The organism is Eubacteriaceae bacterium Marseille-Q4139 (genome assembly GCA_018223415.1).
Lineage (GTDB): Bacteria > Bacillota > Clostridia > Lachnospirales > Lachnospiraceae > CABSIM01.
Genome location: JAGTTQ010000001.1, coordinates 963,471 through 978,786 on the forward strand (window position 1 = coordinate 963,471; position 15,316 = coordinate 978,786).

Annotated in this window: 18 protein-coding genes and 1 other annotated feature; of the genes, 2 read left to right on the forward strand and 16 right to left on the reverse strand. The window is 52.2% G+C overall.

Annotated elements, in window-relative coordinates; genetic code table 11:
- Positions 1-41 precede the first annotated feature (41 nt).
- The 13 genes from KE531_04600 to rpmG all read right to left on the reverse strand — a co-directional run bounded on the left by KE531_04600 (position 42) and on the right by rpmG (position 9,665).
- On the reverse strand, positions 42-689 hold the full coding sequence (locus KE531_04600; GenBank protein ID MBR9952905.1) for an SIS domain-containing protein: 648 nt from the start codon (positions 687-689) through the stop codon (positions 42-44).
- A gap of 318 nt (positions 690-1,007) precedes the next feature.
- Positions 1,008-2,150 (reverse strand): ABC transporter substrate-binding protein, encoded by a 1,143-nt coding sequence (locus tag KE531_04605; GenBank protein MBR9952906.1) that lies wholly within the window; start codon positions 2,148-2,150, stop codon positions 1,008-1,010.
- 41 nt (positions 2,151-2,191) lie between these two features.
- Complete coding sequence (locus tag KE531_04610; protein MBR9952907.1) at positions 2,192-2,968, reverse strand: ABC transporter ATP-binding protein; 777 nt, start codon at positions 2,966-2,968, stop codon at positions 2,192-2,194.
- The gene (locus tag KE531_04615; GenBank protein ID MBR9952908.1) at positions 2,968-3,972 is read right to left on the reverse strand and encodes an ABC transporter permease subunit; all 1,005 of its coding nucleotides are present in this window, start codon (positions 3,970-3,972) and stop codon (positions 2,968-2,970) included. The genes KE531_04610 and KE531_04615 overlap by 1 nt, the downstream gene beginning before the upstream one ends.
- A 24-nt stretch (positions 3,973-3,996) precedes the next feature.
- On the reverse strand, positions 3,997-5,145 hold the full coding sequence (locus tag KE531_04620; GenBank protein ID MBR9952909.1) for a 2-hydroxyacyl-CoA dehydratase: 1,149 nt from the start codon (positions 5,143-5,145) through the stop codon (positions 3,997-3,999).
- 30 nt (positions 5,146-5,175) lie between these two features.
- Positions 5,176-5,937, reverse strand: a complete 762-nt coding sequence (locus KE531_04625) for a hypothetical protein (GenBank protein MBR9952910.1) — start codon at positions 5,935-5,937, stop codon at positions 5,176-5,178.
- Between the two features lie 221 nt (positions 5,938-6,158).
- A complete protein-coding gene (gene rplL / locus KE531_04630) occupies positions 6,159-6,536 on the reverse strand; it encodes a 50S ribosomal protein L7/L12 (protein MBR9952911.1) in 378 nt (125 codons plus the stop codon).
- Between the two features lie 136 nt (positions 6,537-6,672).
- Positions 6,673-7,185, reverse strand: coding sequence for a 50S ribosomal protein L10 (locus KE531_04635; GenBank protein MBR9952912.1), 513 nt, complete (start codon positions 7,183-7,185; stop codon positions 6,673-6,675).
- An 84-nt stretch (positions 7,186-7,269) separates the two neighbouring features.
- Positions 7,270-7,409: a sequence feature (ribosomal protein L10 leader region), on the reverse strand.
- Between the two features lie 52 nt (positions 7,410-7,461).
- Positions 7,462-8,157, reverse strand: a complete 696-nt coding sequence (rplA, locus tag KE531_04640; GenBank protein MBR9952913.1) for a 50S ribosomal protein L1 — start codon at positions 8,155-8,157, stop codon at positions 7,462-7,464.
- 89 nt (positions 8,158-8,246) lie between these two features.
- Positions 8,247-8,672 (reverse strand): 50S ribosomal protein L11, encoded by a 426-nt coding sequence (rplK, locus tag KE531_04645; protein MBR9952914.1) that lies wholly within the window; start codon positions 8,670-8,672, stop codon positions 8,247-8,249.
- A gap of 80 nt (positions 8,673-8,752) precedes the next feature.
- Positions 8,753-9,268 carry a transcription termination/antitermination factor NusG gene (gene nusG, locus KE531_04650; GenBank protein MBR9952915.1) on the reverse strand — a complete coding sequence of 172 codons (516 nt, stop codon included), beginning with the start codon at positions 9,266-9,268 and terminating at the stop codon, positions 8,753-8,755.
- Positions 9,269-9,283: 15 nt separating this feature from the next.
- The gene (gene secE, locus KE531_04655) at positions 9,284-9,490 is read right to left on the reverse strand and encodes a preprotein translocase subunit SecE (protein MBR9952916.1); all 207 of its coding nucleotides are present in this window, start codon (positions 9,488-9,490) and stop codon (positions 9,284-9,286) included.
- Positions 9,491-9,515: 25 nt separating this feature from the next.
- Entirely contained in the window at positions 9,516-9,665 is a 150-nt protein-coding gene (gene rpmG / locus KE531_04660) for a 50S ribosomal protein L33 (GenBank protein ID MBR9952917.1), read from the reverse strand.
- Between the two features lie 254 nt (positions 9,666-9,919).
- On the opposite strand from rpmG, the gene KE531_04665 reads away from it, so the two are divergent.
- On the forward strand, positions 9,920-10,597 hold the full coding sequence (locus KE531_04665) for a DUF3990 domain-containing protein (protein ID MBR9952918.1): 678 nt from the start codon (positions 9,920-9,922) through the stop codon (positions 10,595-10,597).
- Complete coding sequence (locus tag KE531_04670; protein ID MBR9952919.1) at positions 10,578-11,249, forward strand: helix-turn-helix transcriptional regulator; 672 nt, start codon at positions 10,578-10,580, stop codon at positions 11,247-11,249. The genes KE531_04665 and KE531_04670 overlap by 20 nt, the downstream gene beginning before the upstream one ends.
- Positions 11,250-11,300: 51 nt before the next feature.
- On the opposite strand, the gene yedF is transcribed toward KE531_04670, so the two are convergent.
- The 3 genes from yedF to KE531_04685 all read right to left on the reverse strand — a co-directional run bounded on the left by yedF (position 11,301) and on the right by KE531_04685 (position 15,316).
- Positions 11,301-11,915, reverse strand: a complete 615-nt coding sequence (gene yedF / locus KE531_04675; GenBank protein ID MBR9952920.1) for a sulfurtransferase-like selenium metabolism protein YedF — start codon at positions 11,913-11,915, stop codon at positions 11,301-11,303.
- 261 nt (positions 11,916-12,176) lie between these two features.
- Positions 12,177-12,668: an N-acetyltransferase gene (locus KE531_04680; protein MBR9952921.1), complete on the reverse strand. Its 492-nt coding sequence runs from the start codon at positions 12,666-12,668 to the stop codon at positions 12,177-12,179.
- An 86-nt stretch (positions 12,669-12,754) separates the two neighbouring features.
- Positions 12,755-15,316: a PAS domain-containing protein gene (locus KE531_04685; protein ID MBR9952922.1), complete on the reverse strand. Its 2,562-nt coding sequence runs from the start codon at positions 15,314-15,316 to the stop codon at positions 12,755-12,757.

The window sequence follows — 15,316 nt, forward strand, 5'->3', positions numbered from 1 at the left end:
GCATCCTTGCGGAGCGTTTTTGTTTCATAGGACGCAATTTTCTATGAAACAAAAAACCGCTCCTCCAACATCAGGCACAGGGCGTGATACACCGGAAGATGGAGCTCCTGGATCTTATACGTTTCCGTCCCCGGAACGACGATGGCCGCATCCGCAAAGGCCGCCAGCTTCCCGCCGTCTTTTCCCGAAAGGCAGAGAACCTTCATGCCCTTCGCCCGCGCCGTCACGGCTGCGTACATGACATTCTCCGCATTTCCGGACGTGCTGATCCCCAGGAACACATCGCCCGGCCGGCCGTAGCCGTTGACCTGCTGTGCATAGGAAAGCGTGCCGTCCACGTCGTTTGCAAAGGCCGAGGACAGCGCCGCATGGCCCGAGAGGGCGATGGCCATAAGCCCGCCCTGGAGCTTTTCGGAAAGCTCGGCGCCGCGCACGTGGTCTGCCTCCGACAAAGCTCTTGCCATCTCTTCGCCCACCGGGCGGCGTTTTACAAAGCCCTTCATCAATTCTCCCACAATATGCTCCGAATCGGCGGCACTCCCGCCGTTTCCCGCAATTAAGAGCTTTCCGCCGCCTGCGTAGCAGGCCTCGAGAATCTCATACGCCTTCCGGATTTCCCCCTTTACCGCTTCCAGCGCTGGATAGCGAAGAACCAGTCCGTCCAGTATTTCTTTTATCTTTTCCTGCATGTCCATGTCTCCTGTCCTGTTTTTGTGCACAATGATAGAATAGCCGCTTACGCGACTATTCTCCATATCCGTTCACGGATATGGGCCTCCGGCGGATTCCAGCGCCCGGATTTTTGCGGTGTACGCAAAAACCGGCATCCGCAATGATAGAATAGCCGCTTACGCGACTATTCTATCATATATCATCCCGTCTTTCCATAAGGTTTTCGTGTTTCGGACGAAAAAACGCCCCTCCATGACCGGTGGAGGGGCGAAATCTATTGGTGCGGGCCAAAATGACCGGTTTTGGCCTGCACCGTCCAATTAAGGGGGAGTTGTCTAGCTCTCAAGCGGATTCCATACGAGATCCATGACCTCTTCTTCCTGGCCTTCCTCGTATGCCGTAATCAGATCAAGACGGATGTAGTCTGCCACGATCTGCTCAAGTCCGGCTTCGCTGAAATCCTTGTCGATATCGAAATCCAGAACCTCAAACATTTCAAGGTTCATGTCGTAGTCTCCGGAAATCATATTGTTGTCTAAAAGCATCTGGACAGCCTCAGCTCCATTCTCTTCCATCCATTTGCTTGCCTTGCGGACGCAGTCCGTGATCTTCTTCGCCGTAATCGGGTTCTCCTCTACGAACGTCTTGCTCATGGCAAGTACGCAGCAGGGCTCTCCGGCGAAGTCGTCGTCAAGCAGGGAACGGACGCATACAAGCGTTCCATCCTGAACGAAAGGATATGCATAAATATCGGTAAACAGGGATGCGCTGATTTCTCCGCTTTCCATTGCGTTGATGGCAGCGTCGTTTTCTACCTGCATGATCTTGATGTCGGTGAGCGGGTTGATGCCGTCCACGTCAAAGAAACGGCAGGTAATGTTATAGCCGCTGGAACCGATGGGATCCGGTGTGGAAACATTCTTTCCAACCAGGTCAGCCGTCGTCGTGATGCCGCTGTCTGCCAGAGCATATAAGGAACGGCAGCCTGTATGGGCGCCTGCAACGAATTCCAGGTCTACGCCGTTGGTAGCCGGCACTAACATCGTGGAAATGTGGCCTACTGCCAGGTCGGCAGCGCCCGTTCCAAGTGCCTCCGTATAGGAGCTTCCTGCTACCATCTCAACCTCAATGCCTTCTTCCTCATAGTAGCCAAGGACATCGGCAAACCACGGTGCGGAGGTACAGTTTCCGCCTGTATAGTAGTAAGTGACGGGCTTGCCGTAAGCCGGCTCAGCCTTCCATGCCTCTTCATCGACTTCTGCTGCCGCCTCGGCTGCTTCTGTCTCCTCGTCACTTGCTTCCTCAGACGCAGCTTCCGTTGCCGCCTCGGCCGTCGTCTCTGCTGCCGTTGTCGTTTCTGCCGCTGTCGTCTCTGCTGCTGTCGTCTCCTTTGCAGCCCCCTGCTCGCCGCAGGCCGTAAGGCTTAAAGCCATGGCAGCACAGAGCGCGCCTGCGATCAGATAGTGTCTTTTTCTCATAATCGTTCTCCTCCGTTATAAAACATATATATTTGAAATCATCAGGCAGTCTTTTCGCCGGAGCCGTAATCCAAAAGCTCCAGGATCTGATTCCTGTATTCCACAAATTTTGGGCCGCTCCGCTTTCTCGGATACGGCAGGTCGATCTTAATGTCCTTTTTAATCCTGCCAGGCTTGGCCTCCATCACGAGGACGCGGCTTCCCATGTAAATGGCCTCGTCGATGTCGTGGGTCACCATGACGATAAGCTGTTTCCCCTTCTGCCACATGTGAAGGATCTCGTCCTGGATATTCATCCGTGTAAACGCGTCCAGGGCTCCGAGAGGCTCATCCATCAAAAGGATGTCCGGCTCGTTAATCAGGGAACGGACGAGGGCAACGCGCTGTGCCATACCGCCGGAAAGCTGTGCCGGATAGTCGTTCCGGAAATCCTCCAGGCCGATGAGCTTTAACATCCGCTCGACCTTCTCTTCATTTCCTTTATATGTATTCTGCATCCGCAGGCTGAAGGAGATGTTCTTCTCCACCGTCAGCCACGGGAACAGCGTCGGTTTCTGAAATACCATGCCGCGGCTCGGGTCCGGCCCTGTAATCTCCTTTCCGTTGACGGAAAGATGCCCTGTCGTCGGTACCGTAAGGCCGGCAATCAGCCTTAAAATTGTGGACTTCCCGCAGCCGGATGTGCCGACGATGCTGACAAACTCGCCGTCCCTCATGACCGTGTTAATGTCCCCGAGGGCGTGGGTGATATCGTCGCCGTCCACCCTGGCAAAGCTTTTGGACACATGGTCTAACTTCAGTACAATCTCCTCTGCCATTACTTCACCATTCCTTCCTGCCATCTGAGCGCCCTGCTCTTTATGAGCCCCAAGAGCTTCGTGACTGCCGTGAAGATCAGGCAGATGATGATGATGGACGCATACATTTTATTGTACTGGGCCCATGCCTTCGCCCAGTTGATGTACCAGCCGAGTCCGGCTTCCACGCCGATCATCTCGGCAATCATGAGGGCGGTGCAGGCGATGCTCATCCCCTGGGTCAGCCCCTGGAAAATGTTCGGGAGCGCATGGGGAATCGCCACGCGGAACACCATCTGATGCTCCTTTGTCCCAAGTGTCCTGGCAGCCTCAAAATACGACACATCCACGTTGGAGATGCCGGTCATCGAAGCCATGGTTACGGAGAACCAGACGCCGAGGCCGATGACGATGACGGCGCCCATGAATAAGGACGACGCGATTACCATCATAAGCGGGATCCATGTGGACGTGGGGATCGGCCCCAGAACCTTTAAAATCGGATCCACCCAGTACCGCACCCGCCTGCTGTATCCGCAGGTGATGCCGGTGATGAGCCCCAGGATGGCGCCGCAGAAGTAGCCTGTAAAAAGCAGCCGCAGCGTGTGGGCGGCGCATTCCAGAAGATATGCCCGGTCTTCAATCATGATATTGAAAATATCGTTGAACCACGGGAAGAACGGGTACCTCAAAGCCCCTGTCTTTAACGTCATGTAATCGTAAAGCGACAGCACCAGAAACAGCACGCCGTATAACGGTGCCATGTAGCGGAGCTTGTCCACCAGCCGCTTCTTCTTTCCCAGAACACCGTACACGAGAAAGACCGCGTACAGCACCATGAAAAACAGCAGGAAATACACGTATGTCATCGGATCCTTATTCTTCCTGAGATTGGGGATCTCCCAGTATTCCCATATCGCAAACAGGCCGCAGGCCAGGGGAAACAGGAGAAATACCACGTCAAGCCGCTTTTCCAGCCAGGTTTTTTCCTTTTCCTCCATCTCCCGGAGCTGTTCCTTTGTCATTTGCGGTTCCAAATTTCTTTCCTCCTACAAAAGCTCGATAAATGCAGCCATTCTTGTGTTGATCTGTCCGATGTCCGCCTGGGAATAGTCGGTCTCCACCACCGTATAGGGGATTCCCTTCTTATCCTTCACAAGCTGGCGTACCATCGCCGTCTCCACGTTGTAGGTATGGCATGCCTGGAGCACCAGATCCACAACGCCGTCTACCTTGAAATCGTCGATTAACTTCTCAAGAAGCGCCATGCGGTTGGGATTCGGCGACATGCAGGAGCAGCCGATGTTTAAATATTTCCGTGCCAGGGCATCGTAAACATCCGGATTCTCTTCGTCCACCGGATCCAGAGGCTTCATGCCGGAGCAGTTCTCGAAGCAGACAACAACACCGCCGTTGGCCTCGATGGCGCGCACCACCTTAAGCGCGGCGCCGCCGGACGGGGAACCGGTTAAGAGGATGCGTTTCTTCTTTCCAATATTCTTTCCGGCCGCGTATTCGGCCTCGATTTTATCTGTGACGGCATTCAGCTCTGCGGCCAGCTCTCCTGTTTTCATCCGGAAGCCGGAGCCATAAACCGTATTGACAATGTCCAGTCCCGTAACCGGCGCCGGATCAAGCGTCATCACATACTGAAGCCGGTGAAGGGCGGCCTGGATCTCGTTTCTTTCATGAATCTGTGCCCGGATGGCTTCTTCTGTGATAGTCGTCTCGAATTTTTCCTCCAGAAGCTCTTTGAATTTAATCAGCTCATTCTTATAAAGCTCAATGCCTGCCTCCGTCTGCTTGTTGGGAAGCTCGATGACATGAACCGGCTTGAACTCCGCTAACATCTCATACATTTTCTTCTTCCCGTCGCAGGTAGTCTCGCCTACCACCAGATCCGAGAAATAGAAGTACGGGCATTTATCTGTTTTTGCAAAGCCGTAGCTGGACTTGATGAGCGGACAGAGGTTTCTCGGCAGATCCTTTTCCGCTTCCGGGATTGTCTCGTCGGAGACAGAACATAAGCCCACGACGGCAGCCCCCATGGCCTGAGGAATCTCCCGCGGCAGATACGTGCAGAATACGCCTACAACCGGCATTCCCTGATCCTTCAGTTCCTTAATCGTCAAAAACGACTGCTTTCTCGCGTCCGCAAACTCTTCAAAAATTTCCGGCAGGTCTTTTCTAAGTTCCATGCTGCTCTTCTCTCCTTTTTCTTGTATGTCCTACCGCGCCATGCGGCGATAGCCTAAAACGGCAGCTCCGATGGCGCCTGTGTACTGGGCCAGCGGATCCGTGTACATATTCTTTGCCTTCATATAATACCCAAGGGTTTCCCGCATGATCTCCGACTGGGCCAGACCGCCGGAAAAGAAAATCCTGGAATTTTCGTGAGCCAGTTTCTGGGCGAACACAGCCGTCCGCCGGCAGATGGAGTGGACACAGCCCAGGACGATATCGCCGGGATTTTTCTCCTGCGCCAGAAGCCCTACGATTTCGCTCTCTGCGAACACGGCGCACATGCTGTTGATGGGCACCGGCGTACAGCCGGCTACAAACTCATCGAGATGGCTGATGTCGCTTCCGATCCGCGCCATGATCATTTCCATAAAACGGCCGGTTCCCGCCGCACATTTATCGTTCATGAGGAAATCCGTAATCTGCCCGTGACCGTCCAAAAGGATCACCTTGCAGTCCTGGCCGCCGATGTCGATGACCGCCTCGCAGCCGGGACAGAGGTAGGCCGCGCCTGCGCCGTGGCAGGTGATTTCCGTTATTTTTTTATCTGCTTCCTTTAAAAGCTCCCGGCCGTATCCCGTGGTGACGACGATGCCCGTTTCGTCGGAATGCATCTTCGCATAAAGCTCTCTTAAAACCTTTCCGGGATTCATGGCCGTGGATTCCATCCGGTACGATGTGACGCTCGTCCCGTCAAACAGGACGCCCTTCGTCATCGTGGAGCCGGAATCAATGCCAAGACTCAACATACTGCTTCTCCTTTTTTTACATAACAGCTACATTATAGTGGATTCGTTTTCCAGCGTCCAATCGGAAAAATGTATAGATTTTTTTGTTGGATTGAAAAAGTGTATCGGTGAGAGATGCGCCTTTTGCTTCATGGGAAACCCAGGTTCCCGTGAAATAAAAAAAGGCCTCCCGGATTTCTCCGGAAAGCCCTGTTTTAAATCGTATGAAATTCCGCCCAGAATTACTTAAGAGTAATCTTAGCGCCCTCAGCCTCAAGCTTAGCCTTGATGTCGTTAGCCTCTTCCTTGGAAGCGCCCTGCTTAAGAACCTTCGGAGCACCGTCAACAACGTCTTTTGCTTCCTTAAGGCCAAGGCCGGTAACTTCACGAACAACCTTGATAACTTTAACCTTGTTCGGACCAACCTCAGTAAGCTCTACGTCGAACTCGGTCTTCTCTTCCTCTGCTGCACCTGCGCCAGCGCCTGCTGCTGCTACAACAACGCCTGCTGCTGCGGATACACCAAACTCTTCCTCACAAGCCTTTACTAACTCGTTTAATTCTAATACGGATAATTCCTTGATAGCTTCGATAAATTCAGCGGTAGTTAACTTTGCCATTATGATTTACCTCCATAAATATTTTCTATACACGATTTTGTTTCCACGAAACTTTTATGCGGCCTGTCTCCTTTCGGACGCTATGCCGCAGACCGAACGGCCGGGACACCGTATGTTCCCGGATCCGGAACCTTTTTTATGCCTCCGCAGACTCGGCAGAACCGCCGTTCTGTGCCTCTGCGATCTGATTGAGGACGCGTGCCAGGTTTGCAATCGGGGACTGGATGCTTCCAAGCAGCTTTCCGAGAAGTTCTTCTCTGGACGGGATGGTAGCGATCACCTGGATGCCCTTCTGGTCATAGTATGTTCCCTCAACGACGCCGCCCTTTAATTCGAGCTTGTCAGCCGTCTTAGCGAACTGAGCTAAAATTCTTGCCGGAGCGGTAGCATCTTCCTTGGATACTGCCAATGCTGTCGGTCCTTCAAGATTAGCCTCAAGAGCCTCGAACTCTGTTCCCTTTGCAGCGAAGCGGATCATGGTGTTCTTATATACTTTATAAGTAACGCCGGCTTCTCTTAACTGCTTACGAAGGATTGTATCCTGCTCAACAGTCAGTCCGCGGTAGTCAACGACAACAGCGGATTTCGCTCCGTTGAAAAGCTCAGCAATCTCAGCTACGATTGGCTGTTTTAATTCAACTTTTGCCATGAATGGTTTACCTCCTGTTTTATTTTGGGACAGCCGCAGGATGCGGCCCGTCAGTATTGTAAAGCCGTCACAGCACTCAAAACCATTTTTATGGAAAAAGGCTTCTCCGCCCAAAGACGAAGAAGCCTACAAAATTCCGGTGTGAGTTTTGTATGTTCCTCGGCAGGTGTTTCTACCTTACGCCTTGCGGCACCTGCTGTCTTCGGCATTCAATACTCGCGTATTGTATCATGATATATTCGGAATGTCAATCACTTTTCCTGTTAAAACGGGAAATTAGTTCACTAATTTTGCCACGTTTAACTTGATGCCCGGGCCCATGGTGGAAGTCATGGTTACGCTCTTTAAGTAAGCGCCCTTAACGGTGCTCGGTTTTGCCTTGATGATTGCATCCATAAGCGTCTGGAAGTTGTCCGCCAACTGTTCTTCTGTGAAAGAAGCCTTACCTACTGGCACATGGATAATGTTTGTCTTGTCAAGTCTGTACTCGATCTTACCAGCCTTGATATCGTTGATGGCCTTGGTAACATCCATCGTAACGGTACCAGCCTTCGGGTTCGGCATTAAGCCCTTCGGTCCAAGTACACGGCCGAGACGACCAACAACGCCCATCATGTCCGGGGTAGCAACGACAACGTCGAAATCCAGCCAGCCTTCGTTCTGGATCTTCGGGATCAGCTCCTCAGCTCCAACGTAATCTGCGCCTGCTGCGGCTGCCTCGTCGGCCTTCGGTCCCTTTGCGAATACAAGGATTCTGACCGTCTTGCCGGTTCCGTGGGGCAGAACAACAGCGCCGCGGATCTGCTGGTCAGCATGACGTCCGTCGCAGCCTGTTCTTAAATGAACCTCAATCGTCTCGTCGAACTTTGCAACAGCGGCCTTCTTTACAAGTGCGATGGCCTCTGCCGTATCATAAAGAGTAGCGCGGTCGATAGCTTTTGCCGCTTCTACGTATCTTTTTCCTCTTTTCATTCTAAATAACCTCCTGTGGTGTTGACGGGGATTTCCCTCCCACGTTCATGTTGCCGGATTGTCTGCGCCGTGTATCGGCGCCAGCCGGATTAGTCCTCTACCTTGATACCCATGCTTCTTGCGGTTCCTGCGATCATGCTGGTAGCAGCTTCGATGCTTGCAGCATTGAGATCCGGCATTTTCAGCTCGGCGATCTTCTGAACCTCTGCTCTGGACAGGGTAGCTACCTTCGTCTTGTTGGGGGTAGCAGAACCGGATTTGATCTTAGCGGCCTTCTTTAACAATACGGCAGCCGGCGGAGTCTTGGTGATGAAGCTGAAGCTTCTGTCCGCATATACGGTGATAACGACCGGGATAATCATATCGCCCTGATCAGCCGTCCTGGCGTTGAACTCCTTCGTGAACTGTACGATATTTACACCGTGCTGTCCAAGAGCCGGACCAACTGGCGGAGCCGGCGTAGCCTTTCCAGCCGGAATCTGCAGTTTAATATAACCAGTTACTTTCTTTGCCATAATTCGGCACCTCCTAAATTATGTGGTAATGTCGGGGATTTCCCTCCCACGCTGTCACGATGTCTCCGGCATGGATCCGGCTACATCTTCTTAACTTCTGAAAAATTCAGTTCAACCGGCGTTTCCCGGCCAAACATTTCGACGTTGATCGTAAGGGACTGTTTGGATTCGTTGACGGTTCTTACGACACCGACCGTATCCTTCCATGCGCCGGCCGTGACGACCACGGTATCTCCGACGGCAAACTCAACGACGACTCCGGGTGTCTTAAAGCCGAGGTTCTGCATCTCCTCCTCAGTCAGAGGCACAGGCTTGGAACCCGGTCCCACGAATCCGGTCACGCCGCGGGTATTCCTGACTACATACCATGTATCATCGTTCATGATCATATGGATCAGCACGTAGCCCGGGAACATCTTGCGCTCCACCTGCTTCTGAGTACCGTTTTTCAGCTCCACAACTTCTTCCATCGGGACGGAAACCTCTAAGATCTGCTCCTGAAGACCCCTGTTCTCGATTGTCTTTTCGATGTCAACCTTTACCTTATTCTCGTATCCGGAATAAGTGTGTACAACATACCATTGTGCTTCCGACATATGCTCACCTCATCCTTAACCAATCAACAGATTCAGACCAAATTTGATAATCAGGTCAAGGACTGCAATCAGCACGCCCAATGCAACAGTCACAGAAACGACGGCAATCGTGTTTTTCGTCAGGTCTTCCTTGTTCGGCCAGATAATTTTCCTGAACTCGGATTTTAAGCCTTTGATGAAGTCCTTTTTAGGGGCCTTCTCATTACTTACTTTTTCTGCCATAATTCACGTCCTTTTGAAAACCGGATTACTTAGTTTCTTTGTGCATCGTGTGTCTCTTGCAGAATCTGCAGTATTTCTTTGTTTCCATGCGGTCCGGATGAGTCTTCTTATCCTTCGTCATGTTGTAATTGCGCTGCTTGCATTCTGTGCATGCCAGTGTAATTTTTGTACGCACAACTTCCACCTCCGTTTAATTCTTAGTAAGGCGGCCTTTTTCCCTGCTTTGCTATCGTAATTTTGAGCATAAAAAAAAGACCTATGTTCTTCCATTCGCCCGACCATTGTATCATAGAAATAATGGGACGTCAAGGTATTTCTCCCTGAGTTTCCATGGATTTTTGCGGGATTTTTCTTTCGGTGCATTGACTTCATACTTCTTTGGAAGTATAATATAAGTAATATAACTCTTTGGAAGTATGGAGGGATAAAATGAGCAGACGAATCCTATATCACGGTTCCCCTGATATTATTCAAACGCCTGTGCTGGGAAAGGGCAAACCCTATAATGACTACGGACAGGGCTTTTACTGCACGGAACATCCGGAGCTTGCAAAAGAATGGGCCTGTACGGAAAACATAGACGGCTATGCAAACAAATATGAAATGGACACGGATGGTCTTGCGATTCTGAATCTCTCCGCCGATGAATACACGATTCTGCATTGGCTGGCTCTGCTGATGAAGTACCGAAGATTCCGTATTTCCACTCCTGTCATGAAGCGCGGGGCCGATTGGCTGAGAGAGCATTTCCTCATTGATCTGACATCTTATGATGTGGTTGTTGGATATCGTGCGGACGATTCCTATTTTTCTTTTGCAAGATCGTTCGTGAATAACGAAATTTCACTGGCACAGCTCTCCTATGCCATGCGCCTTGGCAGGCTCGGCGAACAGTTCGTTTTGAAAAGCCCTGCCGCTTTTGAAAAAATTCGGTTCGTTTCTTATGAAATTGCGGATAATACGGAGTATTATGCAAAAAGAAAGGCTCGGGATGATGAAGCAAGAGCTTCTTTCCGGGCAGAGCTTGAGCGGGATGATATCGACGGCCTGTATATGCGGGATATCATCCGCGAGGAGGTGAAACCAGATGATCCGCGCTTACGATAATCAGTATCTGGATGATGCCATGAGGTGCCTGGGCGAAGCGATGGACTACGCCGCAAACAGCTGTCACATAACAATGGATGAATTTCTTAATCTGTTTATCGGCACAGGCTATGCCGAACCTTTTGCCGCCGGTGCTCCCAAATACGTTTCCGGCGTATCTGGTACGGAGCTTGTGATGGACGTTCTCACAAAGTCAGGAGCAGAAACAGACTTCCCGCAGGCCCAGACTGACTATGACTATTCGCCGCAGTATTGGTGCGGCTGGATCCTCGCCTATTACCAGTGGTACACCGGGCGCAGCTTCAGGGAAATTCAGAAGCATATCACCATGCAGGAAATTGAAAAGCTCTATCCCACTCTGCACGAAGCTTCTGAAAAGAAATTTGTGGATACTGTGAACCGTATGATACGAAAAAAGAACCTGCCGACACGCCTGCAATCACAGCGTAAAATCTGCGGCTATTCACAGAGGGAGCTTGCCGGAAAGGTCGGCGTCAATCTGCGTACTTTACAGCAGTACGAAATCCGTGCCAAAGACATAAACAAGGCTGCCGCAGTCACGCTTCTCGCTCTCTCTAAAGCGCTCGGCTGCCGCATGGAAGATTTGCTGGAGTACGACAGCAGCGAAGTGGAAGATCATGAAGAAATATAACAATCGGGCAGGGAAGAATTTCCCTGCCCGCTCCTCGCACATGAATATCCTTTATGGCCGTACAACCGACCCGGCCAGAGTCATCTTCTCTGCGATCTCGTACATGTTCGAGACATTTCCGACTGCTAACTTCTCGGACAGCCCGTAGTAGTTTAAGCAGGTACCGCAGGTTAAGATCTCCACACCCAGAGCCTCCAGCATCTTCAGATCGTCGAGAGACTCGGAACCCTCTACGGAAAGCTTCGCGCCGCCGTTGTAAAGGAGAACCGTCTCCGGCAGTGCATCAAGCTTCGTCAGGGCAAAGATGAAGCCCTTCATTAAAATCTTTCCAAGCTCCTCGTTTCCGTTTCCCATCTGATCCGAGGAAATAACGACTACAAGGCCTTTCTTTCTCTCATCCGGGTTGCATGCGATCTCATCGTTCGAAGCCATGGCCGCGGCTGCGCTCTCCGTCACATGGAACACAACCTCAAACTCTGCCTCGGCCTTCTTGCCGGACGTCACCTCAAGACCGCAGCTCTTTCCGAGCTTTGTCAGGTTCTGTACGGAGATCTCATTGTCCACAAGAACCTTGAGTTCTCCCTCTGTCATTCCCTTTAATGCATCTTTTGCCATCAAAACCGGCTGCGGGCACGCAAACCCCTTGGCATCCACAATCTTTTCCATTGGCATAACCTCCATTTTCCGATTCTATCGTATTCTGCGCCCGTCCCCGGGCTTTTTCGCGGCGCGTACCGCTTTTCCGTCTGCCGGAAAACACCGGGCGCCTGGTTCCGCCGGAGGCTGCCATGGCCGCACAGCGGACATCTTATATTCTACATCGGTATGCCCATGGGCGCAAGAGCTTCCATGGCCCTTTACCCATTGGATTTTTCATGGCACTGCCCTCTTCCATCGGTTTTTCCTTTAGGAAAACCTGCTCCGCCTTTAAAGCATGAGCTGCATCAGGTGCGTATCAAGAAGCTGGCCGAATTTTTCTCCGACCTCGTGAAACGTCCCAACCTCGCGGAACCCGAATTCCCTGTGAAGCGCCAGACTCGCCGTGTTTTCCCCGCCGATGACGGAAATCACCGTGCGGATATGCCCGCGCTCCCTGGCTCCGGCAAACAGTGCCTGCAAAAGCGCCCTGGCAATGCCGCGCCGTCTGTACGCTGCGTCCACATACATGGAAAGCTCCGCCGTGGCATCGTAGGCCGCCCGGTCGCGGTAAGCCGAAAGGCTTGCAAAGCCCACCACCCGGCCGTCTTCGACCGCCACGAGAACCGGATGCCGGCCGCCGTCATGGCGGCGGAACCAGTCCATCTGTTCTTCCATCGTCCGCGGCACCACGTCAAAGGTTGCCGTCCCATGCATCACCTCATAGTTATATATGGAAAGAACCGCCTCCATATCCTGCTCTTTCGCCGCCCGAATTTCAATCATGTCCCGTCTCCTCTCCGACTGCCGTCATAAAAGCTTTGAGCCATTATATTCCATCCGGCCGGCGAATGCAAGAAGTGCGGCGATCAGTTTTCCTTTTTCTCTTCTGTCTTTTCCGTCTTTGTCTCTTTCGTCCCAAGGCTGTCGATAATCGTGATAACCAGACCTTTGATGCTGTTTTCCGTCGTCCGGTAGGGCGCGATCCTCAGGGTATAGAACTGGCCGTTTGTGGCAACCACCTCCCGGTCGATGGGCGTCAGGTTCTTTAACACATTCTCCGCGTCCTCCACGATCTTTTCATAGGGGAAGCTGTGGGCAAAAATCTGGATCGAGCGTCCCACATCCTGATCCATGAGCTGAAATTCCCGTCCGATATATTCCGTGAATTTGCGGATGTTCAGGTTCCCGTCCACGAACAGGATACCGATCATCGTCGACGAAAGGAAGTTGGACAAGTCGTTTGTCATGGTCATCAGCTCGTCCACCTTCTGCTGGAACTCGGTGTTGACTGTGTATAACTCCTCATTGACCGACTGGAGCTCTTCGTTGGAACTCTGAAGCTCCTCGTTGGCCGTCAGAAGCTCTTCATTTGCCGCCTGGAGCTCCTCATTCACGGTCTCCAGCTCCGCAATGGTCTTCGTCAAGTCATTCTGGGATTCCTGAAGCTCCTGCTCCAGATCCACGATGCGGCGGGCCGCCGTCCTGTCGATATCATACTTCTCCGTAACGCCGTCCGGCTCCGCTTCCTTTTCCGCGCCGTCCAAAAACAGCATGGCCGTAAGCCCGCTCTCTTTTCCGCCTGGCAGGAGAATCGGGCTCACGCTCAGGTCGATCACCTTTCTCCCTGCAACGGTGTTTACGACAATCCCCGAATATGTAACAGGCGTATGTTCCGAACGGCACCGGCTGAGTGCCGTGGAAGCCGCCAGGCTTAAATCCTTATGGATGATGTGAAACAGGTTGAAGGAGGCCTTCCCCGGCGCAATGGAAACATAATCCAGATAATTTCCGAAGAAATGGATCACGTCGTTGGAGCCGTTTAACACGATGGACGCCGGCATATATTTCTCTAAAAACTGGGTGTACACCGTCTCCATGCCGGATTCCGGGAGATCACGCCCGGCCGCACCTGTGGTTTTCGGCACCACGGTCTGAATATTCGGGATGTTGAACGTCGGCGTGGAGAGATTGTCGCTCCGCCCGGAACCGTCGTGGATGTAGATTTTTTCCGCACTGCATGCCAGCTTAAACACGTTGGAATACTCGTTGGCCGTCTCGCTCTTTCCTAAAAACAGGTAGCCGCCGTTTTTCAGGGCAGAGTGGAAGATTGCAAAAAGCCCCCTCTGGAGAATCGGCTGGAAATAAATCATCACGTTCCGGCAGCTTATGAGATCCAGCTTCCCGAAGGGCGGATCCGACAGCATGTTGTGGGGCGCGAAAACGATCATGCGGCGGATGTCCTTGCTGATATGGTACTGGTCGCCGCGCTTCGTAAAGTATTTGGAAAGACGCTCCGTGGAAACGTCGTCGATGATGCTGTCGGAAAAGACGCCGCGCCCGGCCTGCTCGATGGCCTTTACGTCGATATCCGTGGCAAAAATCTTCACATCCCTGCGAATCCCCAGTTCCTCCATAACCTCTTTAAACAGGATGGCGATGGAATAGGCCTCCTCACCGGTGGAACAGCCGGCACTCCATACACGGATGGATTCATGCTCCTGGGTTCCCTGGATGATGGGGTAGATGGCCCGCGTCTTTAGCTTTTCAAAAAAGGCAGGATCACGGAAAAAGTTCGTGACGCCGATTAAGATTTCCTTCACCAGCACGTCGATCTCATCCTGGTTGCTGTCCAGATATTTCGCATACTCCGCAAGACTGCTGCTGTGCGTTACCATCATCCGGCGCTCGATCCGCCGAAACAGGGTCGTCCTCTTATAATAAGTAAAGTCGATGCCTCTCTCCTTTTTCATGACGGCATAGATATGGGAAAAGCTCTCTTCGTCGGTGAAAAAGCCCTCTTCCTCCGGCTCAATGCTCACATGGTGCTGGAAGAAATGGATCAGCTCGTCGGCAATCTCGCTGGCCGGCAGCACATAATCCACCAGGTTCGTCCCAATGGCGCTTCTCGGCATTCCGTCAAACTTGGCGTTCTCCGGATCCTGGACGATAACAAGGCCGCCGCGCTCCTTGACAGCTTTAATGCCGTTGGTTCCGTCGGAACCAGTTCCCGAAAGCACAATCGCCACCGACGACTCCTTTTTCTCCTCGGCCAGGGAGGTAAAGAAAATATCAATGGGGTGGTTTAAGGCGCCGTGGTCGTACTCGCTTAAATAAAGCCTGCCGCCGCGGAAGGAGATGTTGCATTTTGGCGGAATCACATACACCTTATTGGCCTCCACCGCCATATTGTTCTCCGCCTGGATTACTGCCATGGGCGTGTATTTTCCCAGAATATCCGCCATAAGGCTCTTATAATCCGGCGACAGGTGCTGGATCACCACAAACCCCAGGCCGCTGTTCGCCGACATATGATAAAAGAACTGCTGAAGTGCCTCCAGGCCGCCGGCCGATGCACCGATTCCCACCACGGGAACCTGGTTTGCAAGGCCGTGTCCCTTCTCTTCTTTCTTTGTACGCTTCTGTTCCAT

What these genes read in the sequence shown, in the direction of transcription:
- KE531_04600 (MBR9952905.1), bottom strand. Translation starts at nt 689, where the DNA reads ATGCAGGAAAAGATAAAAGAAATACTGGACGGACTGGTTCTTCGCTAT.
- KE531_04605 (MBR9952906.1), bottom strand. Translation starts at nt 2,150, where the DNA reads ATGAGAAAAAGACACTATCTGATCGCAGGCGCGCTCTGTGCTGCCATG.
- KE531_04610 (MBR9952907.1), bottom strand. Translation starts at nt 2,968, where the DNA reads ATGGCAGAGGAGATTGTACTGAAGTTAGACCATGTGTCCAAAAGCTTT.
- KE531_04615 (MBR9952908.1), bottom strand. Translation starts at nt 3,972, where the DNA reads ATGACAAAGGAACAGCTCCGGGAGATGGAGGAAAAGGAAAAAACCTGG.
- KE531_04620 (MBR9952909.1), bottom strand. Translation starts at nt 5,145, where the DNA reads ATGGAACTTAGAAAAGACCTGCCGGAAATTTTTGAAGAGTTTGCGGAC.
- KE531_04625 (MBR9952910.1), bottom strand. Translation starts at nt 5,937, where the DNA reads ATGTTGAGTCTTGGCATTGATTCCGGCTCCACGATGACGAAGGGCGTC.
- rplL (MBR9952911.1), bottom strand. Translation starts at nt 6,536, where the DNA reads ATGGCAAAGTTAACTACCGCTGAATTTATCGAAGCTATCAAGGAATTA.
- KE531_04635 (MBR9952912.1), bottom strand. Translation starts at nt 7,185, where the DNA reads ATGGCAAAAGTTGAATTAAAACAGCCAATCGTAGCTGAGATTGCTGAG.
- rplA (MBR9952913.1), bottom strand. Translation starts at nt 8,157, where the DNA reads ATGAAAAGAGGAAAAAGATACGTAGAAGCGGCAAAAGCTATCGACCGC.
- rplK (MBR9952914.1), bottom strand. Translation starts at nt 8,672, where the DNA reads ATGGCAAAGAAAGTAACTGGTTATATTAAACTGCAGATTCCGGCTGGA.
- nusG (MBR9952915.1), bottom strand. Translation starts at nt 9,268, where the DNA reads ATGTCGGAAGCACAATGGTATGTTGTACACACTTATTCCGGATACGAG.
- secE (MBR9952916.1), bottom strand. Translation starts at nt 9,490, where the DNA reads ATGGCAGAAAAAGTAAGTAATGAGAAGGCCCCTAAAAAGGACTTCATC.
- KE531_04665 (MBR9952918.1), top strand. Translation starts at nt 9,920, where the DNA reads ATGAGCAGACGAATCCTATATCACGGTTCCCCTGATATTATTCAAACG.
- KE531_04670 (MBR9952919.1), top strand. Translation starts at nt 10,578, where the DNA reads ATGATCCGCGCTTACGATAATCAGTATCTGGATGATGCCATGAGGTGC.
- yedF (MBR9952920.1), bottom strand. Translation starts at nt 11,915, where the DNA reads ATGGAAAAGATTGTGGATGCCAAGGGGTTTGCGTGCCCGCAGCCGGTT.
- KE531_04685 (MBR9952922.1), bottom strand. Translation starts at nt 15,316, where the DNA reads ATGGAACAGAAGCGTACAAAGAAAGAAGAGAAGGGACACGGCCTTGCA.